This is a genomic window from Streptomyces sp. NPDC088197 (genome assembly GCF_044741185.1).
In the GTDB taxonomy this organism is placed as follows: domain Bacteria; phylum Actinomycetota; class Actinomycetes; order Streptomycetales; family Streptomycetaceae; genus Actinacidiphila.
Genome location: NZ_JBIUSD010000010.1, coordinates 257,413 through 282,271, shown reverse-complemented (window position 1 = coordinate 282,271; position 24,859 = coordinate 257,413). Strand labels below are relative to the sequence as shown.

The window sequence follows — 24,859 nt, the reverse complement described above, 5'->3', positions numbered from 1 at the left end:
TGATCACGTTGCGGACGGTGAGGGCGGGGCCCACGGTACCGCTGCGGCGGGGGAGATCCCGAGGGGCGTAGCGGGACTACGACCAGGCCGTCAGCCCGAGCGGACGGCCGTACGAATCCCGTACGACCTCCAGCATGCCGGTCACCGCGGGCCGGTCGATGGGGCCGTAGACGTGCGGGAAGGCCGTGCCCTCCGGAACGCCGGGCGGCGGCGCCGGATCGGCCGCCTCCCAGCGGACCTCGGCGCGCAGCGCGGCCTCCTCGATCAGCAGCACCATCAGCGGCCCCGCCACCTCCCGGTAGAAGGCGTCGGCCACCGCGAGGGTCACGGCCTCGTCGGGCGAGCAGTGCACAAAACCCTCCTCGTCCAGGGAGGCGGGGGCGTACGGGCGCTCGGGCGCGTGCAGCCAGTCGTCCAGCGGCACCAAGTGGAAGAGCATGGGGAAGTTCTACCTGGTCCGGGCGGGTGAGGCGGTGGCAAGTGGCGGCGGAGACGGGTTTGCGGGACATTGTCCGTGTTCGGTGCCGGGCGACGTGACGCGCGCCGATGGCCCGACTCCTGAAAGGGACGAGACCATGGCGGGAAACGACCTCGGAAGCCTTCTCGGCACTCTGCTCAGCGGCGCGAAGGGCGGCTCCTCCTCCGGCGGCGCGGGCGGCCTCCTCGGTTCGCTGCTGGGCCAGCTCGGCGGCAAGGGCGCGGCCGGTGGCACCGGCGCCGCCGCGGCCAACGGCGCCTCGGGCAACCCCTTCGAAGGGCTGCTGGGCATGCTCAACAAGTCCGGCCTCGGCGAGCAGGCCAGGTCGTGGGTGGGCCAGGGCGACAACAAGCCCGTCACCGGCGACCAGATCGCCCAGGCGCTTCCCGACGACGCCCTCCGGAAGGCGGCGCAGGACGCGGGCGTCTCCCCGCGGGAGGCCGCCGACCACCTCGCGGGCAGCCTCCCCGAGGCGGTCGACAAGCTGACGCCCGAGGGCGAGGTCCCGCAGGGGGAGTCCCTCCAGGACGTCATCAGCAGGCAGCTCGGCAAGCTCGGCGGCCTCGGCAAGTAATGTCCCCGCCCCCGTGGCGGTCCGGCTCGCGTACCCGGCCGTCACGGGGGCCTCGCCTGTACGCCTGCGCCGCCTGTACGCCTGCGCCGCCTGTACGCCTGCGCCGCCTGTACGCCTGCGCCGCCTGTACGCCTGCGCCGCCTGTACGTCCTCGCCGCGCGTCTCGCAGTGCGGGCGTCCGTCTCGCGCCCCGCCCCCGGTGACTACCCTGGTCGGCAGGTACGTGAGCAGCCGAGGGAGCAGTGACGTGGCGGTACGAACGGTCCGCGGGAGCGGCCGACCCGAGCGGGACGCCTCCGGGAGCGTCGCCCAGTGAGGACCGCCCTGGTCGTCGGCAGCGGCCTGATGGGCACCTCCGCCGCCCTCGCGCTCACCGCGCGCGGTGTGGACGTCCACCTCACCGACCACGACCCGGGCACCGCGCGCACCGCGGCCTCGCTCGGCGCGGGCACCACGGGGGAGCCCGAGGGCCCGGTCGACCTCGTGATCGTCGCCGTGCCGCCCGCCCACGTCGCGGCCACCCTCGCCGACGCGCTGACCCGCGGCCTCGGCCGCGGCTACCTCGACATCGCCAGCGTCAAGGGCGGCCCGCGCCGCGACCTGGAGGCGCTGGGCTGCGACCTCACCCACTACATCGGCACCCACCCCATGGCGGGCCGCGAGCGCTCCGGGCCGCTGGCCGCGACCGCCGACCTCTTCGAGGGCCGCCCCTGGGTGCTCACCCCGACCCCGGCCACCGACACCGAGGTGCTCAACCTCGCCCTCGAACTGGTCGCGCTGTGCCGCGCCGTCCCCGTCGTCATGGACGCCGACGCCCACGACCGGGCCGTCGCCCTGGTCTCGCACACCCCGCAGCTCGTCTCCAGCATGGTCGCGGCCCGCCTGGAGCACGCCGAGGACACCGCCGTACGCCTGTGCGGCCAGGGCATCCTCGACGTCACGCGGATCGCGGGCTCCGAGCCCGGCATGTGGATGGACATCCTGGCCGCCAACCCCGGACCGGTCGCCGACGTCCTCGCCGACGTCGCCGTCGACCTGACCGAGACGGTCGCGGCGCTGCGCGCCCTCCAGTCCGCCGACGAGGACAAGCGGCGCGGCGGCGCGGCGGGCATCGAGGACATCCTGCGGCGCGGCAACGCGGGCCGCGCCAAGGTCCCCGGCAAGCACGGCACGGCGCCCAAGGCGTACGAGATCGTGGCCGTCCTCATCGGCGACCAGCCGGGCGAGCTGGCCCGCCTCTTCGCCGACGCGGGCGCGGCGGGCGTCAACATCGAGGACGTCCGCATCGAACACTCCACCGGACAGCAGGCCGGTCTGGTGCACCTCATGGTCGAGCCGCGCACCGCGCCCGCCCTGACCGTGGCACTGCGCGAACGCGGCTGGTCGATCCGGCAGTAGACGTACGGCGCGGGCCGGGCGGTGGCACGGTCGGGGCGCGGCCGGGCTCCGGCGGTACGGATCGGACGCGTGCCGGACGGGCCAGCCGCAGGACCGTACGCGGGCACAGGGCGCACATGGCGCACCCGGCACACCCGGGCGCGAGCGTGACGGGCACCCGGCCCGGCACCCCGGCCCCGTGCCCCGTCCCGGCAGGGAAAACCCGTGGCGTTCCGGCGCGCGGGCGGCCGGTAACCTTGGGGGAATGGCATCCGGCCCCTCGGCCGGCCCGCCCGCCCCCCGCTCCGCGCACGAGGAAGGCCACCCGCTGTGGAAAATCCGGTGATCGTCGCCATCGACGGCCCTTCCGGCACCGGCAAGTCCAGCACGTCCAGGGCGGTCGCGGCGAAGCTGGGGCTGAGCTACCTCGACACCGGGGCGCAGTACCGCGCGATCACCTGGTGGATGCTGAGCAACGGCATCGACGTCAACGACCCGGTGGCCGTCGCCGACTGCGCGGGCAAGCCCGCCATCGTCGCGGGCCACGACCCGGCGGCCCCCGGCATCACCGTGGACGGCGTGGACGCCTCGGGCCCGATCCGCACCCAGGAGGTCACCGCCGCGGTCAGCGCCGTCAGCGCGGTCCCCGAGGTACGGGCCAGGATGGTCGAGTTGCAGCGCGCCGCCGCCACCGCGTCCCCCGGCGGCATCGTGGTCGAGGGCCGGGACATCGGCACGACCGTCTTCCCGGACGCCACCGTCAAGATCTTCCTCACCGCGTCCGCCGAGGCCCGCGCCGCCCGCCGCAGCGGCGAGCTGAACGGCGCGCTGAGCGTCGCGGACACCCGGGCCGCGCTCATCAAGCGGGACGCGGCCGACTCGGGCCGCAAGACCTCCCCGCTGGCCAAGGCCGCCGACGCGGTCGAGGTCGATACCACCGACCTCACCCTCGACCAGGTCATCGAGTGCATCGTCACTCTGGTCGAGGAGAAGCGGGCGCCCAGGTGACCGCAGAGCAGGGCACGGCGCCGGGACCGCGCGGAGCGGCCGTCGGACGCCGGATCGGCATCGTCTTGATGAACGGCCTGTGGCGGCCCCGGGTGCTCGGCGCCTGGCGGGTACCGGCGCACGGCCCGGTCATCCTGGCGGGCAACCACTCGCACAACATCGACGGCCCGATGCTGATCGGCATCTCGCCGCGCCCGCTCCACTTCCTGGTGAAGAAGGAAGCCTTCGTCGGGCCGCTCGACCCGTTCCTGCGCTCCATCGGGCAGCTCAAGGTCGACCGCGAGACCGCCGACCGTACGGCGATAACCGCCGCGCTCGGCGTCCTGGAGCGCGGCGGGATGCTCGGCATCTTCCCCGAGGGCACCCGGGGCGACGGCGACTTCGCCGAGCTGCGCTCGGGTCTGGCGTACTTCGCGGTGCGCTCCGGCGCGCCCGTCGTGCCGGTCGCCGTCCTCGGCAGCACCGCCAAGGGCCGGGCGGTCCCGGCGCTGCCGCCGCTGCGCTCGCGGATCGACGTCGTCTTCGGGGAGCCCTTCGAGGCGGGCGACGGCAGCGGGCGCCGCACCCGCAGCGCGATGGACGCCGCCACGCTGCGCATCCAGGAGCGGCTCACCGCCCACCTGGCGCACGCCAAGCAAGCCACCGGCCGCTGACCGCGCAGACGGAAAACGCGCAGGCCGAACCGCACCGGCTGCACCACACTGGTTACCGCAGCCGCCACAGTTGATCGACGGAGATACCTCATGGACCACGCAGACGAGCAGACCGAGCACGGCGGGACCGGCGCGCTCGGCGACGCCGAATACGCCGAGTTCATGGAGCTTGCCGCCGAGGAGGGCTTCGACCTCGAAGAGGTGGCCGACGACCTGGCCGAGGCCGGGCACGGCCCGCTGCCGGTGCTCGCCGTGGTCGGCCGTCCCAACGTCGGCAAGTCGACACTGGTCAACCGGATCATCGGCCGCCGCGAGGCGGTCGTGGAGGACAAGCCGGGCGTCACCCGCGACCGCGTCACGTACGAGGCGAACTGGAACGGCCGCCGCTTCAAGATCGTGGACACCGGCGGCTGGGAGCAGGACGTCCTCGGCATCGACGCCTCCGTGGCGGCGCAGGCCGAGTTCGCCATCGAGGCGTCCGACGCGGTGGTCTTCGTCGTGGACTCCACCGTCGGCGCCACCGACACCGACGCGGCGGTCGTACGGCTGCTGCGCCGCGCGGGCAAGCCGGTCGTGCTGGCCGCCAACAAGGTCGACGGTCCGTCCGGCGAGGCCGACGCGGCCGCGCTGTGGAACCTCGGCCTCGGCGAGCCCTACCCGGTCTCCTCGTTGCACGGCCGGGGCACCGGCGATCTGCTCGACGCCATCATCGAGGTGCTGCCCGAGGCGCCCGCGCTGACCTTCGGCGACGTCGTCGGCGGCCCGCGCCGGATCGCGCTCATCGGCCGCCCGAACGTCGGCAAGTCGTCCCTGCTGAACAAGGTGGCCAACGAGGACCGGGTGGTCGTCAACGAGGTCGCGGGCACCACCCGCGACCCGGTGGACGAGCTGATCCAGCTCGGCGGTGTCACCTGGAAGTTCATCGACACCGCGGGCATCCGCCGCCGCGTCCACCTCACCGAGGGCGCGGACTACTACGCCTCGCTGCGTACGGCGGCGGCGCTGGAGAAGGCCGAGGTCGCGGTCATCCTGGTGGACGCCAGTGAGACGCTGGCCGAGCAGGACACCCGGATCATCACCATGGCCGTCGAGGCGGGCCGCGCGGTCGTGATCGCGTACAACAAGTGGGACCTGCTGGACGAGGAGCGGCGCTACTACCTGGAGCGCGAGATCGAGAAGGACCTCGTGCAGGTGCAGTGGGCGCCGCGGGTCAACGTCTCGGCGCGCACCGGGCGGCACATGGAGCGGCTGGTCCCGGCGATCGAGACGGCCATCGCGGGCTGGGAGACCCGGGTGCCGACCGGCCGCCTCAACGCGTTCCTGGGCGAGCTGGTCGCCGCGCACCCGCACCCGATCCGCGGCGGAAAGCAGCCCCGCATCCTGTTCGGGACGCAGGCGGGCATCAAGCCGCCGCGGTTCGTGCTGTTCGCCTCGGGCTTCCTGGAGGCGGGCTACCGGCGCTTCATCGAGCGTCGGTTGCGCGAGGAGTTCGGCTTCGCCGGTACGCCGATCCAGGTGTCGGTGCGGGTCCGCGAGAAGCGCGGGCGCAAGAAGTAGCGGCGCGCACGGGCCCCCGCGAGCCGGGGGCTCCCGGGGTCAGAGCCCGGGCATCCGATTGTCGGGACGGCCCGGCGGCAGCGCCGCCGGGCCGTTGCCGCGGTGCCTGCCGGGGGCGTACGCCGGCTGCTCCGCGTGCCAGGTGGTGAAGCCGTTGAACTGCAACGCCTCCTCGCCGGTCCGGTCGCCGGGCAGCGTGCGGAAGAGCCGCTGGTACTCCGAGTAGAGCGCGTCGTAGATGGGTGTTTCTGTGGCACCGCCCCCGGTCGCGTCCAGCGCGCTGCGCATGGACGGGATGTAGCGCTGGAAAGGGGCCCGGGAGGAGGTGTCAAAGGTGTGCACGTATGTGCCAACGAGCCGGTGTTGTCCGGGATGCGGGCCAGTCGGTTGAATTGCAGATCTTTGACCCGGGCGGCAGTGGGCGCGCGGAAGGGGCGCGCACGGTGTCCTGTACACGCCCCTCGTTTCCGGTGAGACGGGTGGCTCAGGTCCCCGACAGCGGCATCGTCGCGGCCACCAGCAGGCCCCGCGAGCACGCCCTGGCCAGGGCGTCCCGCATCAGGTCCTCGCGCGGCTGACGGCCGATGGAACCGGCCGGGGCGGCGTAGACGTACACCTCGTTGGTCCGGTTGACGGCGTTCCGCCAGCCGTCGCTGACCTGGAGCGGCTGGTGCGCCTGCCACCACGCGGTGCCGGGGGTGCCGCCCGCGCCGGGCTGGAGCACGGCGTGCAGCCGCCCGGTGGCCAGCAGCACCGACCAGCCCGACAGCGGCGACGGCGGCACCTCCAGGTCGAGCTGCGGCATGAAGCCCTGCTCGATCAGGAGCGGCAGGAAGTCGTCGCCCGCGCCGGTGGCGCCGACTCGTGCGACCGGCCCGGTGGGCTCGATCACGAGCGCCGGGCGCAGCGTCTCCTCGACGATGATCAGACCGCAGGTGATGCCGAGCACCGCCTGCCGGGGCGCGGTCTCCACGGGCGGCGCGTCGGCCTGGCCGCCGATCGAGGGCCCCGCCGCCGTCTCGGGGCCGCCGATGCTGCGGACGGCGCCCTGCAACTGCTCCTCGGTGACCGGGACGACCTGCGAGGGGATGCAGGCGGCGTGCGCGAAGGCGAGGACCGCCGTCTCGTCGCCCACGAAGAGCACGGTGCTGGTCCGCTCCTGCCCGGTGTCCCCGGGGGTGCGACAGGAGGTGCAGTCGTACGTGCCAGGAGCGTTGGCGCCGTTGAGGAGCCGCTGGGTCTCCTCGTCGCCGATCTCGGCTCGTACCTCGTCACTCACGTCGAGCATGGGCGGCACGGGAGTCTCCTTGAAGTGCGGTGGTGCGGTCACGAATCCGGCCGGAACGCCGGACCTGTCCCGGCGCATAGTGACAACGGATGATCTGTGGTGGGAGTCACGCTTTGCGGGGGGATGTATTCCGTTACCGGTCGCCGAGGGTGAGATTCCCGGCGAATCGCTCACGCAGCGTCGAACGGCCGTGTGGGTGACGAAAGTTGGGCCTGTGAGGCTACTCACGGAGCGCGCCGTTTAGATCCTCATTTACGACGATACGTACGCGCCAATCACCCGTAAACCTCGTCTTCTTACCGCCGGTAACCCTCAACTGGCCTGCGGCGGACGGCAATTGTTTGGTGCGAGGGGGTGCGGCTGCCTAGATTCGCCCGCCGTGTGCAAATCGCACCGCCCGGGTTCGGACGGGCGCCGCATCCGTGGGGGAGCGGCGCCCGTCGTGACGCAGCAGGGGGGACACCCGGGTCCGTGGAGAGGGAATCCATGGTCTTGAACTGCAAGTACCGGCACACCGCGCTCCTGACCGGCGTCGCCGCACTGGCGCCGCTGGGCGTGCTGGCCGCCGCGGGAGAGGCGTCGGCGGCCGACAACGGGGTGTGGGACCGTATCGCGCAGTGCGAGAGCGGCGGGAACTGGCACATCAACACCCACAACGGCTACTACGGCGGACTCCAGTTCGCCCCCGGCACCTGGCGGTCCTACGGCGGCACCGCGTACGCGCCGACCGCGGACCTCGCCAGCCGCGAGCAGCAGATCGCCATAGCGACAAAGCTCCAGCGCGCCAGCGGCTGGGGCGCCTGGCCCGTCTGCTCGCGCCGCGCGGGAGCCTACGGGGACGCGCCGTCCGCGGGCACGCCGTCCTCGAAGTCGACGGGCAAGTCCCTCGACAAGCCCGTCAGGAAGACCGTCAAGCCCGCCGCCGAGCCGAAGAAGCGGGAACCGGCGAAGGTCGTACGGCGGACCATGCCGCGCTACGAGTCGGCCGCCGAGGGCCGGGCCGACCGCAACGCGACACGCACCGCCCTGATCGCCGTCGTGCGCGGCCCGGCGGAGCGGGGTCAGGGCCCGGTCGTTCCGGCGTGGTGGCCGCACTGGTGACGGACCGTCCGCCGGAGGGGCGGTTCGGGCGCCCGCCCGGCCGGGGCGCCCCGGGACCGCGCTCGTTCGGTGCCGGAGCGTCGTAAGGCCGCCGTAAACCGGACCCGCCGCGTTCCCCCGTGTGCCCCATCCCGTTGTGGTCCGACCGGGTGGGGTACGCGCGACGTACGGACGCGATGCCCCCGATCCGGGGTGCGGCCGTGCTTAGCGTGGCCCGATGAGCGATCAGTCGTCTTATCGTCATATCGTCTCCCCGCGTGCCTCGGTGCGCGTCGCCGTGGCCGTCGCACGCGCCGCCGCCACGCTGGCCGCGCTCGGTGCGGCCGTGCTGCTGCCGGTGGCCGCCGCGCCACCCGCGACGGCCGCCCAGGGCGCGCCGGCCGTCCCACCGCCCGTGGAGCGGCCGGGACAGCCGCAGCAGCCCGAGCGGTCCGGCGGGTCCCCGCAGTCGGTGCCGTCGGTACAGGCGGCCATCGCCTTCCAGGCCGCGCGGGCCGCCGCCGGGTCACCGACCGTCTGGGACCGGATCGCCATGTGCGAGAGCAGCGGGAACTGGCACATCAACACCGGCAACAGCTACTACGGCGGACTCCAGTTCTGGCAGCCCACCTGGGAGCTGTTCGGCGGTCGCGCCTATGCCCGGCGCGCCGACCTCGCCACCCCCGCCGAGCAGATCTCGGTCGCGGAGGAAGTGCTGAAGGTGCAGGGCTGGAACGCCTGGCCGGTCTGCGCGCGGCGCAACGGCTTCACCGGCCACCGCCACATCGTGCACACCGTCAAGAGCGGCGAGACCTTGTCGGCCATTGCCCGTTCCTATGGAACCCAAGGGGGCTGGCAGTACCTCTACCAGCTCAACAAGGACCTCATCGGCCCCGACCCCGACCGGCTGATCGCGGGAACCGTCCTCACCGTCAACTGACGCGGCGGCCCACCCGAGTCAACCCCGTTCACCCGTTCGTGGCGCGTCCGGCAAAGGGACGCGCCACGGCCGCTACGGTCGGTCGCGCGGGCCGACCGACCCGCGTCCAGCGGGGGAACAGGAACACGGGCACGCCCATGCGCATCACCTTCCTGATACACACCACGTACGGCATCGGCGGCACCATTCGCACGGTGCGCAATCTGGCGGCGCGGCTGGCCGACGAGCACGAGGTCGAGATCGTCTCGGTCTTCCGCGACCGCGACCGGCCCGAGTTCACGTACGACCCCCGGATCCGGCTGAGATATCTGGTCGACATCCGCAAAGGCGCCCAGGACGGCGTCCTCGACGACCCGCGCCACCAGCGGCCGTCGGCGATCTTCCCGTCCACCGACCGGCGGCACGCCCTCTACAGCCCGATCACCGACGAACGCATCGGCGCGTGCCTGGCGGAGCTCGACACCGACGTGGTGGTCGGCACCCGGCCGGGCCTCAACGTGCACCTCGCCCGCCAGGCGCCGCGCGGCCTCGTCCGGGTCGCCCAGGAACACCTGACGCTCGACACGCACTCCACGCGGCTCGTGCTGACCCTGCGCCGCCACTACCCGGGCCTGGACGCCGTCACCACCACCACGGAGGCCGACGCGGCCGTCTACCGCCGCCGTATGCCGGGCGTCCGGGTCGCCGCCGTCCCCAACAGCGTGCCGCCCACCGGCGCCGCCCCCTCCGACTGCACCGCGCCCGTCGTGGTCGCCGCCGGACGGCTCGCCCCCGCCAAGCGCTACGACGACCTGATCCGCGCCTTCGCCCTCGTCCGCGACCGCCGCCCCGACTGGACGCTGCGGCTGTACGGCTCGGGCCGCGAGCGCGCGAAGCTCGACGCGCTCGTCACCGAACTGGGCGTGCGCGACAACGTGAAGCTGATGGGCGCGGTCTCGCCGATCGAACCGGAGCTGGCCAAGGCGTCGGTGCTCGCCGTCACCTCGACCCTGGAGTCCTTCGGCATGACGCTGGTGGAGGGCATGTGCGCGGGCCTTCCCGTGGTCTCCACCGACTGCCCGCTCGGGCCGCGGGAGATCGTCGACGACGGCGTGAACGGTCTGCTGGTGCCGCCGCGCGACATCGACGCGATCGCCGCCGCGCTGCTGTCGCTCATCGAGGACGACGAGCGCCGCCGGGAGATGGGCCGCGCGGCGCTGGCCTCCTCGGCGCACTACGACCCCTCGGTCATCGCCCGGCGCCATGTGGACCTCTTCCAGCGGCTGCTGGACGACCGGGCGCGCGGCGGCGCCCGTCCGCGCGCCGCGGTCCGCGCGTCGGTCGGGCGGACGATGGGCGCCCTGCTGTCCGCGGGGGACATGACGGGGGCCGCGGTCAGGAAGGCCGGACGCCGAAGGCAACACATCGTCAGTTAAAGGCGGCCGTCTACCCAATTCCCATCTCTTCATGCTCATGGACCCGCGAGTAACCGGAGGCATTGCGAAGATGCTGTGCGGGAGTTGTGTGGACAGGTAATTCAGTGACCTGCGGGTATTCACGGGGACGGAGCGAACCGTAGGGCACGATCTGTGACAGAAACGTGATGATCAAGGTCGTTCCGGCCCGGGGACGCCTACCGTGAAGGTATGCCTCACAACCCTCAGACCCCACAGGATCCGCGGCCCCCACGGAGCCCGGCCGACGACCCCGACGCCTACACCGGCCTCGACGCGCGGGAGGCCGAGCGCCTGGCCGAGCAGCGGGGCTGGCAGACGGTGCGCAGCCTGCCGCCCGGCGCGATCGTGACCATGGAGTACGTCGTCGGGCGGCTGAACTTCACCGTGGAAGGGGGCCGTGTCCAGCGCTGCTGGGTCGGCTGACGGGCCGAGCCGCCCGGCTCAGCCCGCGATGCCCCGGCCGCGCACCTGCTGGTGCGCGAGCGGGGTCGTGGGCCTGGCCGGACGCTCGACGGGCGGACGGCGGCTGCCGACCGGGGTGAGCGGTGTGCGTTCGTTGCGTCCGGTGGGCGGCCTGCCGGGCGCGTGCGGGGTGGCGGCGACCGGAGTGGTCGTGGTGGCCGTGACCGCCGCGGTGGCGCCCCGGGCGACCGCGCCGACCGTCGCGCGGCTCGGCGCGTGCTCCTCCTGCTCCGCGTCCGGGTCCTGGTCCTGGTCCTGGTCCTGCGCGGAGGCCGGGGAGCGCTGGGCGACCAGCACCGGGCTCACGGCCTCCGGGCGGAGGACCGCTTCGGCGGAACCGGTGCGCATCCGGGCCCAGGCGTAGGCCAGGAAGTCCTCGGCCCGTGCCATCGCGGGCTCGAACCACGGCAGCGCCAGCAGGATCAGCAGACCGGCCGCCCAGCCGAGCAGCACGTCGCTCACCCAGTGTGTACCGAGGTAGACCGTCGTGGCGCCCACGCCGAGCGCGAGCAGCGCGCTCACCACGGACCCCAGCCTGCGGGCGCGCGGAGTCGTGGCCAGATACGCCAGAACGCCCCAGGTCACGACCGCGTTGGCGGTGTGACCTGAGGGAAATATATCGCCGCCGGCGAACATCTCGGCGGAGCCGACGGTCGTCGCGTAGTGCGGACCGAGCCGCCCGAGACCGTATTTCACGGCTCCCACGGTGATGTTCAGCAACAGCAGTGAGGTGCCGAGGACCAGCAGCGGGTGCAGCGTGCGGTGGCGCCACGCGCGCCACCCCAGCCACGCGAGCACCATCACCGCGGTGGGACCTCGTTGGCCGAGGACGACGAAATAATCCAGGAACGCGTGGATTTGCGGCCATTGTTTGTAAGGACGCCAGAGCATGACCTGCCAGTCCAGCGTCACCAGTTTGGAAGTGGTGAGGACGCCCACGACGATCGCCACGTAGACCGCCAGCGTCGAACCGAACAGCCACACGCGTGTTCGGCTCATCCGCGGCAGGTCGCGGGTGGTCGGGCGCTCCGCCGTACGGAGGCGCTTCTCATCGGTTCGCACTCAATCGACGTTACAGCGTGTGACGGCATAGTTCGGCCGTACGAGCTGCTTTGTAATGACGATGTGATGTGGAGTGCGTCTCAGGGAGCCCTTTGGCGGCCGGTGATTCGGGCGGAATGCGGGAGTGGCTGGAGTTTATGTTCGGGTGTTGATACTCACAGGGTCGGCAAGGTGCGGCCTTCTTATTTATTGCTTATTTCCCTCACCTTTCTCCGCAGTTTCCCCGTCCATACCCGGGCCGACGTGATCGAACGGGGCCGCGCACGGGCGGCGCCGGGGCGCGCGACGGGTGTCCGAGGGGGTCCCGCGGGGGCGGTGACCGGGTGTTGTGAGCCCGTGACCAGCGAGTGGTCTCGCGTACGCTGACGACTCACTCGTTCGTGGAGGTATGCGTATGACGAGGCCGGTCAGCAGGTGGACCATTCTGTTCGTCCTCTGCGTCAGCCTGCTGATCGTCGCTCTCGACGCGACGGTGCTGCACGTGGCCGTCCCCGCCCTCACCGAGGATCTGCGGCCCGGCGCCCAGGACCTGCTGTGGATCGTGGACGCCTATCCGCTGATCGCCGCCTCTCTGCTGATCCTTTTCGGGACACTCGGCGACCGCATCGGCCGCCGCAAGGTCCTGCTGATCGGCTACGCCCTCTTCGGCGTGGCCTCCGCGCTCGCCGCCTTCGCGCCGACACCCCACGTACTGATCGCCGCCCGCGCGCTGCTCGGCGCCGGCGGCGCGATGATCATGCCTGCCACTTTGTCGATACTTCGACAGGTCTTCCCCGACCGCCGCGAGCGCGCGACGGCGATCGGCGTGTGGAGCGCGGTCGCCGCGGTGGGCGCCGCCGTCGGCCCGGTGCTCGGCGGCTTCCTCGTCGAGCACTTCTGGTGGGGCTCGGTCTTCCTGATCAACATCCCGCTGATGGCCGTGATGCTGCCGCTCGGCCGGATACTCCTGCCGGAGTCCCGGGGCAGCACCGACGGCCCGTGGGACGTGCTCGGCGCGGTCACCGCCGCCCTCGGCGTCCTCGGCGTGGTCCTCGGCATGAAGCGGCTCGGCGGCGGCGCGAGCCCGCTGGACGCCGCCGCCTTCGTCCCGCTGCTGGCCGGAGTGGGCCTGCTGGTCTGGTTCATACGCCGCCAGCGCCGCCGCGAGCACCCGCTGATCGACGTCCGGATGTTCTCCCAGCCCGCCTTCTCCACCTCGGTCGGCTGCATCGTGCTCGCCATGCTCGCCCTGGTCGGCCTGGAACTGATCGCGGTGCAGTACCTGCAACTGGTTCTCGGCCTCAGCCCGCTCCAGACCGGACTGCGCCTGCTGCCGCTCACCTTCGCCGCCATGGCCGCGGGACTCACCGGCTCCCGCATGCTGCGCGGCTTCGGTCCACGCCGCATGGTCTGCGGCGGCTTCGTGCTCACCGCCGTCGCCGTACTCGCGCTGACCGCCATGGGCCAGAGCGACCGGCCGGTCCTGCTCACCACCGCCTTCGTCCTGCTCGGCTTCGGCCTGGAGGCCACCCTCTTCGGGGCCTACGAGTCCATGCTCAGCGAATCCCCCGCGCACCAGGCGGGCGGCGCGGCGGCGATCGGCGAGACCTCGTACCAACTGGGCGCCGGGATGGGCATCGCGCTGCTCGGCAGTGTGATGAACGCCGCCTATGCGCCGGGCGTCGCCCGCACCCCGGGAGTGAGCGCCGCCGACAGCACCGCCGCGGGCCACTCGCTCGGTGAGGCGTACGACGTCGCCGACCGGCTCGGCGGCGGCTCGGGCGCGGCGCTGCGGCACGCGGCCCGGCACTCCTTCGTCACCGGGCTGCACATGACCCTGCTGGTGAGTGCGGGGCTGCTGCTCACCGGGGCGCTGGCCGCGCTGCGGCTGCCGCGCGTCATGGAATGCGGCGCGGACAAGGGGCAGGCCACCTGCGATCTGGTGCTCCCGGCCCGCCAGGAGCCCGCGGCGGCCGTACGGTCCGGCGCGCCGGGGGAGTGAGCCGCGTCCGGCCCCCGGCGGCCGGGCCACGGGGTGCGCGAAGGTCCCGGCGCGCGGCGGGCCGAGCGGTCTGGACGCGCGGCAGACTGAAACGTAACGTCGGCGCCGAGCCGTAGGTTACCGCCGCTAGTTTCCGTGTCCTTCTGTGCCGGAGGTCCCCCGTCATGCCCGGAGCCGCAACCCCGCCCTTCGACCCGTACGACCCGCTGGGCCTCGACGACCTGCTGACGCCCGAGGACCGCGCGGTCCGCGACACCGTACGGAAATGGGCCGCCGACCGCGTGCTGCCGCATGTCGCCGACTGGTACGAGCGCGGCGAACTGCCCGTCATCAGGGAACTCGCCCGTGAGCTGGGCGCGATCGGCGCCCTCGGCATGCCGCTGACCGGCTACGGCTGCGCGGGCGCGAGCGCCGTCCAGTACGGCCTGGCCTGTCTGGAACTGGAGGCCGCCGACTCCGGCATCCGGTCGCTGGTCTCGGTCCAGGGCTCGCTCGCGATGTACGCCGTCCACCGCTACGGCTCCGAGGAACAGAAGCGGCGCTGGCTCCCGTCGATGGCCGCGGGCGAGGTGATCGGCTGCTTCGGCCTCACCGAACCCGACCACGGCTCCGACCCGGCCGCCATGACCACCCACGCCAGGCGGGACGGCTCCGACTGGGTGCTCAGCGGCCGCAAGATGTGGATCACCAACGGCTCGGTGGCCGGTGTCGCCGTCGTCTGGGCCCAGACGACGGACGCGCCCGGCGGCATCCGCGGCTTCGTCGTCCCCACCGACACCCCCGGCTTCTCCGCGCCGGAGATCCACCACAAGTGGAGCCTGCGCGCCTCGGTCACCAGCGAACTCGTCATGGACGACGTCCGGTTGCCCGCCGACGCCGTACTCCCCGAGGTCACCGGCCTGCGCGGACCGCTGAGCTGCCTCAGCCACGCGCGCTACGGAATCGTCTGGGGCGCGATGGGTGCCGCGCGCAGCAGCTTCGAGGCCGCGCTGTCGTACGCGACGACGCGCGAGCAGTTCGGCAGGCCGATCGGCGGCTTCCAGCTCACCCAGGCCAAACTCGCCGACATGGCGGTCGAACTGCACAAGGGCATCCTGCTCGCCCACCACCTGGGACAGCGGATGGACGCCGGACGGCTGCGGCCGGAACAGGTGAGCTTCGGCAAGCTCAACAACGTCCGCGAGGCGATCGAGATCTGCCGCACCGCCCGGACGATCCTGGGCGCCAACGGGATCTCACTGGAGTACCCGGTGATGCGGCACGCCACCAACCTGGAGTCCGTGCTCACCTATGAGGGCACGGTCGAGATGCACCAGCTCGTCCTGGGCAAGGCGCTCACCGGACTCGACGCCTTCCGCGGATGACGCGGTGCGGCCGTACCCGCCCGGTGAGCGCCCTGCCCGGTCCTGATCGGGGGCTGTCCCCGGGGAGACAACCCCCGGCCCCCGGCAGGGGCGGGACCGGCGGGCGGGTGAGGGAGCGGCGGCCAGAGTGTCGGTTCTGGTCGAACCAGAGTGTCAGTTCTGGTTGAAGAAGCCGTCGCCGCCGCGCTTGGCGTCGGCGTTCATGACCATGTAGTCGGCGGGAGTCAGCAGGAAGACCCTGGTGGCGACGCGCTCGATGGAGCCGCGCAGCCCGAACGTGAGACCGGCGGCGAAGTCGACGACGCGCTTGGCGTCGCTCGGCTCCATGCCGGTGAGGTTGACGATGACCGGGACGCCCTCGCGGAACAGCTCCCCGATGCCGCGCGCGTCCCGGAAACCGTCCGGGGTCACGGTGGCGATCCTGCGGCCCTGCTCTTCGGCGGTCTCGGTGGCCACCCGCACCCGCGGGTCGGTCACCCACGTGTCAGCCCGCTCGGAGCCCTCGCCGTAGTCGGCGTACTCCTCGTCGTAGTAACCCTCGCCGCCGTTGTCGTCAACGAGGCCCAGCCAAGCACTCGCCCGTCGAACCGATCCCATGGACGCCTCCTCTCTCACACGGTCAGTACCGTCCGCAGTCCTATGGTCGTCCATGATGTGGATGATGTGCCAAGCGGATTGCCGCCAGTCAGGCGTCTTGTGACGGTACTGGTGCACACGATAGTGGCGGATCGTCAGGCAGGCCCAGGGATATGGCCCCTGACACTTCGTTGGGAGCGCTCCCCACTTCCGGGTGACACGCGGGGCCGTCCGGCCGTACGCGCGCTCGTAGGCACGGCCGTACGTGTCGTCGTAAGTCCGCTCGTATCCGGCGCCGACCGGCCGGCCCCGAACCGTCGTACGCGATCCGCGCGTCGTGTGAGCGGCCGACCGTGGGCCCGGACGGGCCCGTACGGCTGCCGCCGGCGACTGACCCCTGCCCCCGGCTGCGGATAATATGTCCGCCGGTCGCAGGGGTCGGCCCTGCGGGCGGGCGAGTTCAACGGGGGAGCACGCGATGTTCGGGATCATCAGGCCGTGTCGGCACCGCATGTCCGAGGGGCTCGCGGCCTCCTGGACGGCCCACTTGTGCGGCCTGTGTCTCGCGTTGCGGGACGGGCACGGCCAGTTCGCGAGAATCGCCACCAACTACGACGGACTCGTCGTGTCGGTGCTCGTCGAGGCGCAGACGGCCGTGTCCGGTGACGCCGACAGCCTGCGCCGCAAGGCCGGGCCGTGCCCGCTGCGCGGGATGCGGACGGCGCCGGTCGCCATGGGGGAGGGCGCGCGGCTGGCCGCGGCCGTCTCGCTGGTGCTCGCCTCGGCGAAGATGCGTGACCATGTGGAGGACGCCGACGGGGCGTTCGCCCGGCGGCCGGTCGCCGCGGCGGCCCGTACGGTCGCCCGCCGCTGGGACCGGGCCGGGGCGCGTACCGGTGACAGCCTGGGCTTCGACACCGCGGTGCTGCTCGACGCGGTCGGGCGGCAGGGCGGGATCGAGGCGGCGGCCGGACTCGGCACCTCGCTGCTGACCGTCACCGAGCCCACCGAGACGGCGACCGCCGCGGCCTTCGCGCACACCGCCGTACTCGCCGGGCGGCCCGCCAACCGGGAACCGCTGGCGGAGGCCGGACGGCTCTTCGGACGGCTCGCCCACCTCCTGGACGCGGTCGAGGACCTGGCCGAGGACACCTGCTCCGGCGCCTGGAACCCGCTCACCGCGACCGGCACCGACCTCGCCGAGGCGCGGCGGCTGTGCGACGACGCGCTGCACGGCATACGGCTCGCGCTCCGCGACACCGACTTCGCCGGGTCCGCCTCGGGCAAGCTCACCCATGTCCTGCTCGTCCACGAATTGGGACGGTCGGTGGACAGGGCCTTCGGCACCGGCGGTTGCGCGCACCAGGGCGCGGCGCCGTCCGCCGCCTCGCCCCCGCCGGGCAACCCCTACGCGCCGGGCGCGCCCGGCGGCACTCCGCACGGTCCGGGCCAGCGGCCGAACGCGCCCGGCGGCCCCGGTTTTCCCGGCGGCTTCCCGCCGCCCGAGCCGCCGCGCAGGCGCGGACTGATCATGGGCTGCCTGGTCTACGCCGGGATGTGCTGCACCTGTGAGCTGTGCTGCCGCGAGCACGACGACCCGTGGAGCGGGCAGCGCCGCGACTCCTGGTGCAGCAACTGCGACTGCGACTGCGACGGCTGCTCGGACTGCGGTGATTGTTGCGATTGCTGTGACTGCTGCGACTGCGGGTGCGACTGCTGAGGCTGTACGGCGGGGCGTGCGGATGAGCTGTACGGGTGAACTGTTCGGGTGAGGTGTTCGGGTGAGCTGTACGAATGAGCTCTACGAATGAGGTCGGGCCCGTAGCGGGAGCCCGGTGGGCGGGACGGCCTGCGGGGGTGACCTGCGAGGGGAGCGCCCGAGGGAGGGCGGCCAAACGGCGGGGCTGCGTGCGCGCGTGTGTGAGGACGGGACGATCCGTCGGAGAAAGGTCAGCTACAACAACACGACGCCGACCACACCCGACCGAAGTCGATGTGGCCGCGAGTGACGAGCCGACAGCTACGCATGCCCACAGTGCAGCAGCCCATCAGGGCATCCGTCAACCACGCTGAGACGCGTGGTCCAGCACCTGGACATGCTTGACAGCGGGTGACGGCGTCGGCATAGCCTCGTGTCAAGGCCCTTGACGGGCCCAGCCGCGTTGAGGGACGCGGCGGCCTGTGTGAAGACGACTCCCGTGCCCCTTCCGCGTGTCCACGGAGCCTTCGCATGCCTGCTGCCTTCTCCCCTTCTTCTCCCTCGCCTTCTTCCTCTTCTTCCCCGGCCTCCGCGTCCCGGGGTGCCTCCGTGACCGCCGCCGCTGCCGCCGCGCCGCCCGCACCCGCCGTCCGGCGCCGTACGCGCTCGCTGCATCTCGCCGCCGCGATCGACGTCCCCGACCGCTACGAGGTGGCCTCGTACGGGGAATTGGCCCGGCTCGCGGAGGGCGGCGCGCTGGACTTCGTCACCCTGGACGGCGCGGCCGACGCCGATCCGCTCGCCGTACTCACCGCGGTGGCCGCCGAGACCGGCCGGATCGGGCTCGTCCCCGCGGTGCCCGTCACCCGCGCCGGGCCGCGTGGTGTCGCGGCGGCGGTCGGCGCCCTGGATTCGGCCAGCCGGGGCCGGGCCGGCTGGACACCCCGGGCGGTGCCAGAGCCGGTGCCTGAGTCGGCGTCCGGTCCGGCGTCCGGTCGGAGGTCCGAGTCGAGGGCCGGGGGGACGGCCGGGGGGAAGGCCGGGGGGACGGCCGACCTGAGATCCGGTCCGAGATCCGCGCTCACGCCGAAAGCGAGAGCCGAGGCGATGTGGCGGGAGACGGCGGCCGTCGCCGAGGCGGTCGCGCGGGAGTGGGACGGCGGCGCGCCCGGCCCGCGGGTGCGGCAGGGGCGGCCGGTCACGGCGGTGGACGCGACCGAACCCGCCGCCCGCGCCGTCGCGGCCCGGTACGCCGACCTCGCCTTCGTCCGCGCCGCGGGTCCCGAGACCGCCGGGCTGGTACGGGACGAACTGCGGCGGCTGGCGGTCGGAGCGGGGCGGGACCCGGACCGGCTGCTGGTACTCGCCGAACTCTCCGTCGACCTCGGCGGCGGCGAGATCGGCCCGGAGCCGGGCGCCGAGATCACCCTGGTGCCGGACGGCGCGGGCGGCGTGCTGTTCTGCGGCGGCCCCGTCGACCTGGCCGAGCTGATCGCCGCGTGGCAGCAGGCGGGCGCGGTCGACGGCTTCCGCGTCCGGCCGGTGGAGCCCCGACGCGATCTGGAGCGCTTCGTGAACGGGACCACCGCGCTGCTCCAGCACCGGGGTCTGTTCCGCTCCTTCCACCCGGGCGCGACACTGCGCGAACACCTGGGCCTGCACCGCCCGTTACCGGACCTCCGGTGAACCGCCCGTCTCACCGGTCGGACGGCGGTGCGTCGCCGCGCGCCGCCTCCCGAGGCTCCGCGCGCCTCCTTCCGAGGCTTCGCACGTCCTGTCCCGAGACTCCGCGCGCCCTCTCCCGCGACACTCCCCGTACCCCCTCACGGCACACTCCCCGCAGGTCACCGCCGTGCGAGCGCATCCGCCTCGCGCGGCCCGTATGGAAGGCTTGGTCGGCATGAGCGCAGAAACGGTTCTTGCTTGGAAGCGGTGGCACGAGCGGCGGGCCGAGACCGTCGCGGCGCCGTACGGTCCGCTGGCCCTGATCGGTACGTACTGGCTCGACGACGTGGCCGGGGACGGGACGATCCCCGGACTGCCGGGCCGGTGGCGGCAGGACGGCGGGGCGGTGGTGCACGAGGCGGACGGCGTGTCGACCGTGCTGGAGGCCGAGGGCGAGCCGGTGTTCCTGCCGGACGGCAGGAAACTGCTGGCGATCGTCCGCGAGGGCCTGCTCGCCGTACGGGTCTGGGACCCGCGGTCGCCCGCCCGTCTGGCCTTCGCCGGGATCGCGGCCTTCGACCCCGACGAGCGCTGGGTGCTGCCCGCGGTCTTCCGCCCGTTCGAGGCCGACCGCACCGTCCGGGTACCGAACGCGGACGGCCGTGAGCGCGGTCTCGGCCTCGGCGGCGAGCTGGCGTTCACGGTGGACGGGACCGAGCACACGCTCGCCGTGACGGTCGAGGACGACGGCAGGCTGTGGGGCGTCATCGCGGACGCGACCAGCGGAACCAGCACCTTCCGGTTCCGTTTCCTGCACGCGCCCGCGCCGGACGCCGACGGTTCGCTGACGCTGGACCTGAACCGTACGACGCTGCCGCCGTGTGCTTTCGCGGACGCCTTCATCTGCCCGTTCCCGCCGCCGGGCAACACCCTGGCCTTCGCGCTGGAAGCGGGGGAGCGGGCAGTTCTCACCAACTGAGACGGCGTCACATCCGGTTGCCCCGGCGGTTTTTGGACCGCCGGGGCAGCGCTGTGTCAGGCGCCGTACGGACATTCGGCCGAACTACCCGGCCGAAAGGCCCCCTTGTGTGTTGCCTGTGGGATCTGAATACTCCTGTGAGTGCTTGTCAGGCGTATGAGGCGTTCGAATATCGGATCGAGTCTGACGGTACACCGACAAATCCCCCCGCAACCTCCCACCCCCACAGGAGGAAACGAGTGAAGACCACCCGGCGCATACAGCTTCTGGCCGTCACCTCCGGCCTGATCGCCGCCACCGCCATCGCACTCCCGTCGGCGAGCGCCACCCCCACCCCCAAGGCCACGCCCGACGCGGCCGCCACCCTCGCGACCCACCTCGGCGCGAACAGCACCGCGGGCACCTACTACGACGCGGCGAGCAAGACCACCGTCGTCAACGTCACCACCCAGGCCGCGGCCGACAGCGTCCGCGCCGCGGGCGCCACCCCGCGCCTGGTCAGCCACAGCGCCGCGCAGCTCGCCAAGGCGGGCGACGCGACCAAGGCGGCCGACGTCGCGGGCACCGCCTGGTCCGTCGACCCGCGCAGCAACACCCTGGAAGTCAGCATCGACAGCCGGGTCACCGCCTCCCAGCTCGACCAGCTCAAGAAGTCCACGGCCGGCTTCGGCGACGCCGTGCGCATCAACCGGGTCGAGGGCACCTTCAACACGCTGCTCTCCGGCGGCGACGCGGTGCAGACCACCCAGTGGCGCTGCTCGGTGGGCTTCAACGTCCGCAGCGGCAGCACGTACTACTTCCTGACCGCGGGTCACTGCACCGAGGGCAAGCCCGCGTACTACACCACCTCCGGCACCTACATCGGCCCGACGACGGGCACCAGCTTCCCGACCAACGACTACGGCATCGTCCGCTACGACTCGACGGTCGCCCATGACGGCACCGTCGGCAGCCAGGACATCACCAGCGCCGCCAACGCCTACGTCGGCGAGTCCGTCACGCGTCGCGGCTCGACCACCGGCATCCACAGCGGCACCGTCCAGGCCCTCAACGCCACCGTCAACTACGGCAACGGCGAGATCGTCTACGGTCTGATCAAGACCAACGTCTGCGCCGAGCCCGGCGACAGCGGCGGCTCCCTCTACGACGGCACCAAGGCCATCGGCCTGACCTCCGGCGGCAGCGGCAACTGCTCCTCCGGCGGGACCACGTACTTCCAGCCCGTCACGGAGGCGCTGAGCGCGTACGGGGTCAGCGTCTACTGAGCCGTCCGCCGAAACCCGCGCGAGTAAGCGAGGCCCGCGCGAGTCGGCGTGAATCGGCCGAGCGGGCGGAAGCCTTGCGGGCAAAGGCACTTCACCCGCTCAACAGCTCCACCGTCCGACGCCCCCACCGCACCCCGCGCGGTGGGGGCGCCGGTTCGTACAGACTGGACGGCATGCTGGAAACCTCGGCGCGGCTGTTGCGCCTGCTCTCGCTGCTCCAGTCACGCCGCGACTGGACAGGGCCCGACCTCGCCGAACGGCTGGACGTCACCGCGCGCACGGTCCGCCGTGACGTCGAGCGGCTGCGGGCGCTCGGCTATCCCGTGCACGCGGCGCCCGGCACCGCGGGCGGCTACCGGCTGGGCGCGGGCGCCGCGCTGCCGCCGCTGCTGCTCGACGACGAGGAGGCGGTGGCGGTCGCGCTCTGCCTGCGCACCGGGGCGGGCAGCAGCGTCGAGGGGATCCAGGAGACGTCGGTACGCGCGCTGACCAAGCTGGAGCAGGTGCTGCCGTCCCGGCTGCGGCACCGCGTCCAGGCGATGCAGGCGGTCACCGTACGGCCGCGCGCCGCCGGTCCGACGGTCGGCCAGGAGGTGCTGACCGTGATCGGCACCGCGTGCCGGGACCGGGAGCTGCTGCGCTTCGACTACCGCGACTACGCGGGCAAGGCCAGCCGCCGGGCCGTGGAACCGTACCGGCTCGTCCACCACGGATGGCGCTGGTACCTGCTCGCCTACGACGTCGACCGCGCGGACTGGCGGACCTTCCGCGTCGACCGGATGGAGCCCAAGCCGCCCACCGGCCCGCGCTTCACGCCCCGCGAACTGCCCGAGGAAGCGGCGGAGTACGTGGCCAAGGGCGTCACCTCGCACGCGTACCGCTTCCAGGCGCGCGTGGTGCTGCACGCGCCCGCCTCGACCGTCCGGCAGATCTGGGCGGGTTTCGGAGCGGTCGACCCGATCGACGCCGACACCTGCGAACTGACCACCGGCTTCGAGTCGTTGGACGCGCTGGCGATGTTCGTCGGCATGCTCGGGGTGGACTTCGAAGTGCGGGAGCCGCCCGAACTCGCCGAGTATCTGCGGGTGGTGGCGGGACGGCTGACGCGGGCGGCGGACCGCGGCGTGGCCGACGGGACGGAGGCGTCCTCGGGGCCGGGGTGAGCAAGGCTCAGTCGAAAGCGACCGCTTGACGGAGCGTCACAGTCCGTTCGCCCAGGTAGGTGGTGTGCGAGCTGACCACCGGCGGCACCCGCAGCGCCTCGTGCTCGCGCGGGAGACGGCGGATTCCGGTGAAGGGGCCGCCCGCGGCGCTGAGTTCGGCGACCGCGTCGAGCAGCGCCACGTCGTCGGCGCCGAGCGCGTCGAACGGCTGGTCCATCGGCGGGTCGGCCAGCCCCCAGCCGTCCCACACCAGCAGTTCGGTGCTGTTGAGCATCGCCAGGTCGAGCAGCAGATTGTGCTGCACGAACCACCACCCTTGCAGACCGAGGAGTTCGACCCCGTACGTCCGCGGGTCCGCCGTGCCCGACCGGCAGTCCTGCCACGCCCGGCCCGCCACCACGAACCGGTCGCGCGGCACGTCGAACGGGTCGAAGTCGATGCCGTGCGCGCTGATCAGCTCGGGCGCGGCCATCTGCGCGTCGACCAGCCGCCAGCTCGCGCGGTCCGCGTCCCAGTACTCGGTGATCCAGTGGTCGTCGTGGAAACCCGGTGTGAAGTACGTGGCGTAGCCGCCGCGGACCCTGGCGGGGACGCCCTTCTCGCGCAGCGCGGAGCACAGCAGCAGCGCGAAGTCCCGGCAGGTACCGGCGAATCGCTCCTCCGGGCGGCGCGGGCGGTCGAGTGGCGCGTCGCACAGGCCGCGCGCCACCGCGAGGATGTCCGCCGCGTAACGGGTCTCCGCCTCGGCGTCCTTGCGGTCGCGCGGCAGCTCGTACCCGAACAGGTGCGTCTCCTCCCGGTGGACGAGCAGACTGCGCACCGTCTCGGCGAGGACCCCCGGGTCGGCGGGCAGCCCGGCGAAGACGTCCGTGCCGCCCGGGTCGCTGGCCACGCTCTGCGTCCGGTAGAAATCGAACTCATTTTCGTCCATGAGGGAACTCTGCCGGGAATTCCCGCCGGAATTCAACCTGTTCGGCCGGCTGGCCGTATCAATCGGTGTCGTGGCGCCGGGCCTCAGGCCAACGGGCCGCTGGTGGCGCCCTCTTCGCGGCCCCAGCCATAGGCGCGGTCGGCACGCAGCTTGATCACCAGGCGGTGGTCGGCGACCATCGCGGCGCGGTACTCGTCCCAGTCCGGGTGCTCGCCCCGGAGCGCGCGGTACAGGTCGACCAGCTCCTCCACGGTCGCGTCGTGCGGATCGGCGGCCACCGGGGTGAGTTCGGCGTCGCCCTCGGCGACCAGGTACGCGCCGAGGTCGGGCGTGGAGACGTAGAAGCTGGCCCGCGGGTCGCGGCGCAGATTACGGGTCTTCGCGCGGTCGTCGGTCGCCGAGACGCGGATGGTGCGGGTCGAGTCGTCGTAGTGGAAGGTCACGTTGGACAACTGCGGCCGGCCGTCCCGCTTCAGCGTGACGAGGACGCCGTTGAGCTGCCGCTGGAGGAGGTCGAACAGCGGGTGGGCGGAGGTTTCCTGACGGCTCATCATCGCTCCGGTTCTGATCGTGGGGCTTCGGGGTGGTGGCCGGTGGCCGGTGCGGCCTCGGGCACGAGTGCGTGGTCGTGCTGGTGCTGGTGCTGGTGCTGGTGCTGGTGCTGGTGCTGGTGCTCGTCGTGGTCGTGCACGCGGGCTGGCTCGTGCTTGTGGTCGGGCTGTGCGGGTCCCGGTCCGGCGTCGGGTTCAGTGAGGGGAAACGCCATCACCGTCGCGCCGATTCCGACCGTGCCCGGCGAATGCGGCGCTCGCGCCGCGTCGTGCAGCTCGTCGAAGAGCGCGGCCAGTCGGACACGGAAGGTGTCCCAGACCTCGGGCGCCACCCATAGCTCCGCGTCCGAGGTCACCCCCGCGGCGCCCGGCGCGCGGCGGCCCGCCCGGTCGCGCAGATTGTGGGCCAGCGCCTCGGCGATCAGCAGCGCCCCCTCGTCCCGCTGATCGGAGAGCGGGGAGCCGTGCACCGCGCGGTAACGGCGTTCCCTGCCGCCGCGGTTGGCGCGCACCTCGGCGAGTTCCACCAGGCCGACCGCGTCCAGCCTGCGCAGATGCTGACTGGCCAGGGCGTGCGAGACGCCCAGTTCGCGGGCGAGTTCCGCGGCGGACAGCGGCGCGTTCCAGACCAGGGACACGATGCGCAGCCGCACCGGGTGGGCGAGTGCTCTGAGGAGGGGATCGGTCGCCGTCATGTGCCCATTAGACCGTCCACGGCCGCGGGAAGCGGGCAGGCGGTTGCCGCCGCTGACTCCCAAGCAATATGTTGG

At 72.7% G+C, this 24,859-nt stretch carries 24 protein-coding genes; 16 read left to right on the top strand and 8 right to left on the bottom strand.

What is annotated here, in order from left to right; translation table 11 throughout:
- Nucleotides 1-76 precede the first annotated feature (76 nt).
- Entirely contained in the window at nt 77-439 is a 363-nt protein-coding gene (locus ACIOC1_RS24460; RefSeq protein ID WP_391048597.1) for a DUF952 domain-containing protein, read from the bottom strand.
- Nucleotides 440-575: 136 nt separating this feature from the next.
- Here ACIOC1_RS24460 and ACIOC1_RS24455 point away from each other — a divergent pair, with 136 nt between their 5' ends.
- The 5 genes from ACIOC1_RS24455 to der all read left to right on the top strand — a co-directional run bounded on the left by ACIOC1_RS24455 (nt 576) and on the right by der (nt 5,647).
- Nucleotides 576-1,052, top strand: coding sequence for a YidB family protein (locus ACIOC1_RS24455; protein WP_401856346.1), 477 nt, complete (start codon nt 576-578; stop codon nt 1,050-1,052).
- 312 nt (nt 1,053-1,364) lie between these two features.
- On the top strand, nt 1,365-2,450 hold the full coding sequence (locus ACIOC1_RS24450; protein ID WP_355333494.1) for a prephenate dehydrogenase: 1,086 nt from the start codon (nt 1,365-1,367) through the stop codon (nt 2,448-2,450).
- A 309-nt stretch (nt 2,451-2,759) separates the two neighbouring features.
- Nucleotides 2,760-3,437 carry a (d)CMP kinase gene (gene cmk / locus ACIOC1_RS24445; protein WP_355333492.1) on the top strand — a complete coding sequence of 226 codons (678 nt, stop codon included), beginning with the start codon at nt 2,760-2,762 and terminating at the stop codon, nt 3,435-3,437.
- Entirely contained in the window at nt 3,395-4,090 is a 696-nt protein-coding gene (locus ACIOC1_RS24440) for a 1-acyl-sn-glycerol-3-phosphate acyltransferase (protein WP_391048590.1), read from the top strand. The genes cmk and ACIOC1_RS24440 overlap by 43 nt, the downstream gene beginning before the upstream one ends.
- Before the next feature lie 90 nt (nt 4,091-4,180).
- Nucleotides 4,181-5,647 (top strand): ribosome biogenesis GTPase Der, encoded by a 1,467-nt coding sequence (der, locus tag ACIOC1_RS24435; RefSeq protein WP_401725229.1) that lies wholly within the window; start codon nt 4,181-4,183, stop codon nt 5,645-5,647.
- Nucleotides 5,648-5,686: 39 nt separating this feature from the next.
- Here der and ACIOC1_RS24430 read toward each other — a convergent pair whose 3' ends face one another.
- Entirely contained in the window at nt 5,687-5,935 is a 249-nt protein-coding gene (locus tag ACIOC1_RS24430) for a hypothetical protein (protein ID WP_355333486.1), read from the bottom strand.
- A 196-nt stretch (nt 5,936-6,131) separates the two neighbouring features.
- Nucleotides 6,132-6,944, bottom strand: coding sequence for a hypothetical protein (locus ACIOC1_RS24425; protein ID WP_355333484.1), 813 nt, complete (start codon nt 6,942-6,944; stop codon nt 6,132-6,134).
- 477 nt (nt 6,945-7,421) lie between these two features.
- On the opposite strand from ACIOC1_RS24425, the gene ACIOC1_RS24420 reads away from it, so the two are divergent.
- The 4 genes from ACIOC1_RS24420 to ACIOC1_RS24405 all read left to right on the top strand — a co-directional run bounded on the left by ACIOC1_RS24420 (nt 7,422) and on the right by ACIOC1_RS24405 (nt 10,814).
- Nucleotides 7,422-8,036: a transglycosylase family protein gene (locus tag ACIOC1_RS24420; protein ID WP_401856345.1), complete on the top strand. Its 615-nt coding sequence runs from the start codon at nt 7,422-7,424 to the stop codon at nt 8,034-8,036.
- A gap of 217 nt (nt 8,037-8,253) precedes the next feature.
- On the top strand, nt 8,254-8,955 hold the full coding sequence (locus ACIOC1_RS24415) for a transglycosylase family protein (protein WP_355333479.1): 702 nt from the start codon (nt 8,254-8,256) through the stop codon (nt 8,953-8,955).
- Between the two features lie 137 nt (nt 8,956-9,092).
- The gene (locus tag ACIOC1_RS24410) at nt 9,093-10,370 is read left to right on the top strand and encodes a glycosyltransferase family 4 protein (protein WP_401313497.1); all 1,278 of its coding nucleotides are present in this window, start codon (nt 9,093-9,095) and stop codon (nt 10,368-10,370) included.
- Between the two features lie 210 nt (nt 10,371-10,580).
- Complete coding sequence (locus ACIOC1_RS24405) at nt 10,581-10,814, top strand: I78 family peptidase inhibitor (protein ID WP_188285797.1); 234 nt, start codon at nt 10,581-10,583, stop codon at nt 10,812-10,814.
- A gap of 18 nt (nt 10,815-10,832) precedes the next feature.
- Here the strand turns inward: ACIOC1_RS24405 and ACIOC1_RS24400 are convergent, their stop codons facing one another.
- Nucleotides 10,833-11,915 carry a phosphatase PAP2 family protein gene (locus ACIOC1_RS24400; protein ID WP_401856344.1) on the bottom strand — a complete coding sequence of 361 codons (1,083 nt, stop codon included), beginning with the start codon at nt 11,913-11,915 and terminating at the stop codon, nt 10,833-10,835.
- A gap of 388 nt (nt 11,916-12,303) precedes the next feature.
- On the opposite strand from ACIOC1_RS24400, the gene ACIOC1_RS24395 reads away from it, so the two are divergent.
- Both ACIOC1_RS24395 and ACIOC1_RS24390 read left to right on the top strand, forming a co-directional pair.
- Nucleotides 12,304-13,896 (top strand): MFS transporter, encoded by a 1,593-nt coding sequence (locus ACIOC1_RS24395; protein WP_391048579.1) that lies wholly within the window; start codon nt 12,304-12,306, stop codon nt 13,894-13,896.
- 164 nt (nt 13,897-14,060) lie between these two features.
- A complete protein-coding gene (locus tag ACIOC1_RS24390) occupies nt 14,061-15,260 on the top strand; it encodes an acyl-CoA dehydrogenase family protein (protein WP_401856343.1) in 1,200 nt (399 codons plus the stop codon).
- A gap of 153 nt (nt 15,261-15,413) precedes the next feature.
- Here ACIOC1_RS24390 and ACIOC1_RS24385 read toward each other — a convergent pair whose 3' ends face one another.
- Nucleotides 15,414-15,857 carry a cell division protein SepF gene (locus ACIOC1_RS24385; RefSeq protein WP_188283772.1) on the bottom strand — a complete coding sequence of 148 codons (444 nt, stop codon included), beginning with the start codon at nt 15,855-15,857 and terminating at the stop codon, nt 15,414-15,416.
- Nucleotides 15,858-16,314: 457 nt separating this feature from the next.
- Here ACIOC1_RS24385 and ACIOC1_RS24380 point away from each other — a divergent pair, with 457 nt between their 5' ends.
- From ACIOC1_RS24380 to ACIOC1_RS24360, 5 genes are all read left to right on the top strand, one after another.
- A complete protein-coding gene (locus tag ACIOC1_RS24380) occupies nt 16,315-17,556 on the top strand; it encodes a DUF5685 family protein (RefSeq protein WP_401856342.1) in 1,242 nt (413 codons plus the stop codon).
- A gap of 588 nt (nt 17,557-18,144) precedes the next feature.
- Nucleotides 18,145-19,221, top strand: coding sequence for an FMNH2-dependent monooxygenase (locus tag ACIOC1_RS24375; protein ID WP_391048574.1), 1,077 nt, complete (start codon nt 18,145-18,147; stop codon nt 19,219-19,221).
- A gap of 214 nt (nt 19,222-19,435) precedes the next feature.
- Nucleotides 19,436-20,179, top strand: coding sequence for a DUF1684 domain-containing protein (locus tag ACIOC1_RS24370; RefSeq protein WP_391048572.1), 744 nt, complete (start codon nt 19,436-19,438; stop codon nt 20,177-20,179).
- 239 nt (nt 20,180-20,418) lie between these two features.
- Nucleotides 20,419-21,444 (top strand): alpha-lytic protease prodomain-containing protein, encoded by a 1,026-nt coding sequence (locus tag ACIOC1_RS24365; RefSeq protein WP_391161321.1) that lies wholly within the window; start codon nt 20,419-20,421, stop codon nt 21,442-21,444.
- Nucleotides 21,445-21,617: 173 nt separating this feature from the next.
- Complete coding sequence (locus ACIOC1_RS24360) at nt 21,618-22,607, top strand: helix-turn-helix transcriptional regulator (RefSeq protein ID WP_401856341.1); 990 nt, start codon at nt 21,618-21,620, stop codon at nt 22,605-22,607.
- 7 nt (nt 22,608-22,614) lie between these two features.
- On the opposite strand, the gene ACIOC1_RS24355 is transcribed toward ACIOC1_RS24360, so the two are convergent.
- The 3 genes from ACIOC1_RS24355 to ACIOC1_RS24345 all read right to left on the bottom strand — a co-directional run bounded on the left by ACIOC1_RS24355 (nt 22,615) and on the right by ACIOC1_RS24345 (nt 24,784).
- Nucleotides 22,615-23,538 (bottom strand): transglutaminase family protein, encoded by a 924-nt coding sequence (locus tag ACIOC1_RS24355; RefSeq protein ID WP_401856340.1) that lies wholly within the window; start codon nt 23,536-23,538, stop codon nt 22,615-22,617.
- Nucleotides 23,539-23,621: 83 nt separating this feature from the next.
- Nucleotides 23,622-24,089: a TIGR03618 family F420-dependent PPOX class oxidoreductase gene (locus ACIOC1_RS24350; RefSeq protein WP_391048563.1), complete on the bottom strand. Its 468-nt coding sequence runs from the start codon at nt 24,087-24,089 to the stop codon at nt 23,622-23,624.
- Nucleotides 24,089-24,784 (bottom strand): ArsR/SmtB family transcription factor, encoded by a 696-nt coding sequence (locus tag ACIOC1_RS24345; protein ID WP_401856339.1) that lies wholly within the window; start codon nt 24,782-24,784, stop codon nt 24,089-24,091. Before ACIOC1_RS24345 ends, ACIOC1_RS24350 begins: the two co-directional genes overlap by 1 nt.
- Nucleotides 24,785-24,859 lie beyond the last annotated feature (75 nt).

Excerpts from the sequence above, each read along its gene's own strand:
- ACIOC1_RS24390 (WP_401856343.1), top strand. The coding sequence starts at position 14,061 with ATGCCCGGAGCCGCAACCCCGCCCTTCGACCCGTACGACCCGCTGGGC.
- ACIOC1_RS24455 (WP_401856346.1), top strand. The coding sequence starts at position 576 with ATGGCGGGAAACGACCTCGGAAGCCTTCTCGGCACTCTGCTCAGCGGC.
- ACIOC1_RS24410 (WP_401313497.1), top strand. The coding sequence starts at position 9,093 with ATGCGCATCACCTTCCTGATACACACCACGTACGGCATCGGCGGCACC.
- ACIOC1_RS24380 (WP_401856342.1), top strand. The coding sequence starts at position 16,315 with ATGTTCGGGATCATCAGGCCGTGTCGGCACCGCATGTCCGAGGGGCTC.
- ACIOC1_RS24415 (WP_355333479.1), top strand. The coding sequence starts at position 8,254 with ATGAGCGATCAGTCGTCTTATCGTCATATCGTCTCCCCGCGTGCCTCG.
- ACIOC1_RS24420 (WP_401856345.1), top strand. The coding sequence starts at position 7,422 with ATGGTCTTGAACTGCAAGTACCGGCACACCGCGCTCCTGACCGGCGTC.
- ACIOC1_RS24460 (WP_391048597.1), bottom strand. The coding sequence starts at position 439 with ATGCTCTTCCACTTGGTGCCGCTGGACGACTGGCTGCACGCGCCCGAG.
- ACIOC1_RS24405 (WP_188285797.1), top strand. The coding sequence starts at position 10,581 with ATGCCTCACAACCCTCAGACCCCACAGGATCCGCGGCCCCCACGGAGC.
- ACIOC1_RS24395 (WP_391048579.1), top strand. The coding sequence starts at position 12,304 with ATGCGTATGACGAGGCCGGTCAGCAGGTGGACCATTCTGTTCGTCCTC.
- ACIOC1_RS24345 (WP_401856339.1), bottom strand. The coding sequence starts at position 24,784 with ATGACGGCGACCGATCCCCTCCTCAGAGCACTCGCCCACCCGGTGCGG.
- ACIOC1_RS24370 (WP_391048572.1), top strand. The coding sequence starts at position 19,436 with ATGAGCGCAGAAACGGTTCTTGCTTGGAAGCGGTGGCACGAGCGGCGG.
- ACIOC1_RS24385 (WP_188283772.1), bottom strand. The coding sequence starts at position 15,857 with ATGGGATCGGTTCGACGGGCGAGTGCTTGGCTGGGCCTCGTTGACGAC.
- ACIOC1_RS24360 (WP_401856341.1), top strand. The coding sequence starts at position 21,618 with ATGCTGGAAACCTCGGCGCGGCTGTTGCGCCTGCTCTCGCTGCTCCAG.
- ACIOC1_RS24355 (WP_401856340.1), bottom strand. The coding sequence starts at position 23,538 with ATGGACGAAAATGAGTTCGATTTCTACCGGACGCAGAGCGTGGCCAGC.
- ACIOC1_RS24430 (WP_355333486.1), bottom strand. The coding sequence starts at position 5,935 with ATGCGCAGCGCGCTGGACGCGACCGGGGGCGGTGCCACAGAAACACCC.
- der (WP_401725229.1), top strand. The coding sequence starts at position 4,181 with ATGGACCACGCAGACGAGCAGACCGAGCACGGCGGGACCGGCGCGCTC.
- ACIOC1_RS24350 (WP_391048563.1), bottom strand. The coding sequence starts at position 24,089 with ATGAGCCGTCAGGAAACCTCCGCCCACCCGCTGTTCGACCTCCTCCAG.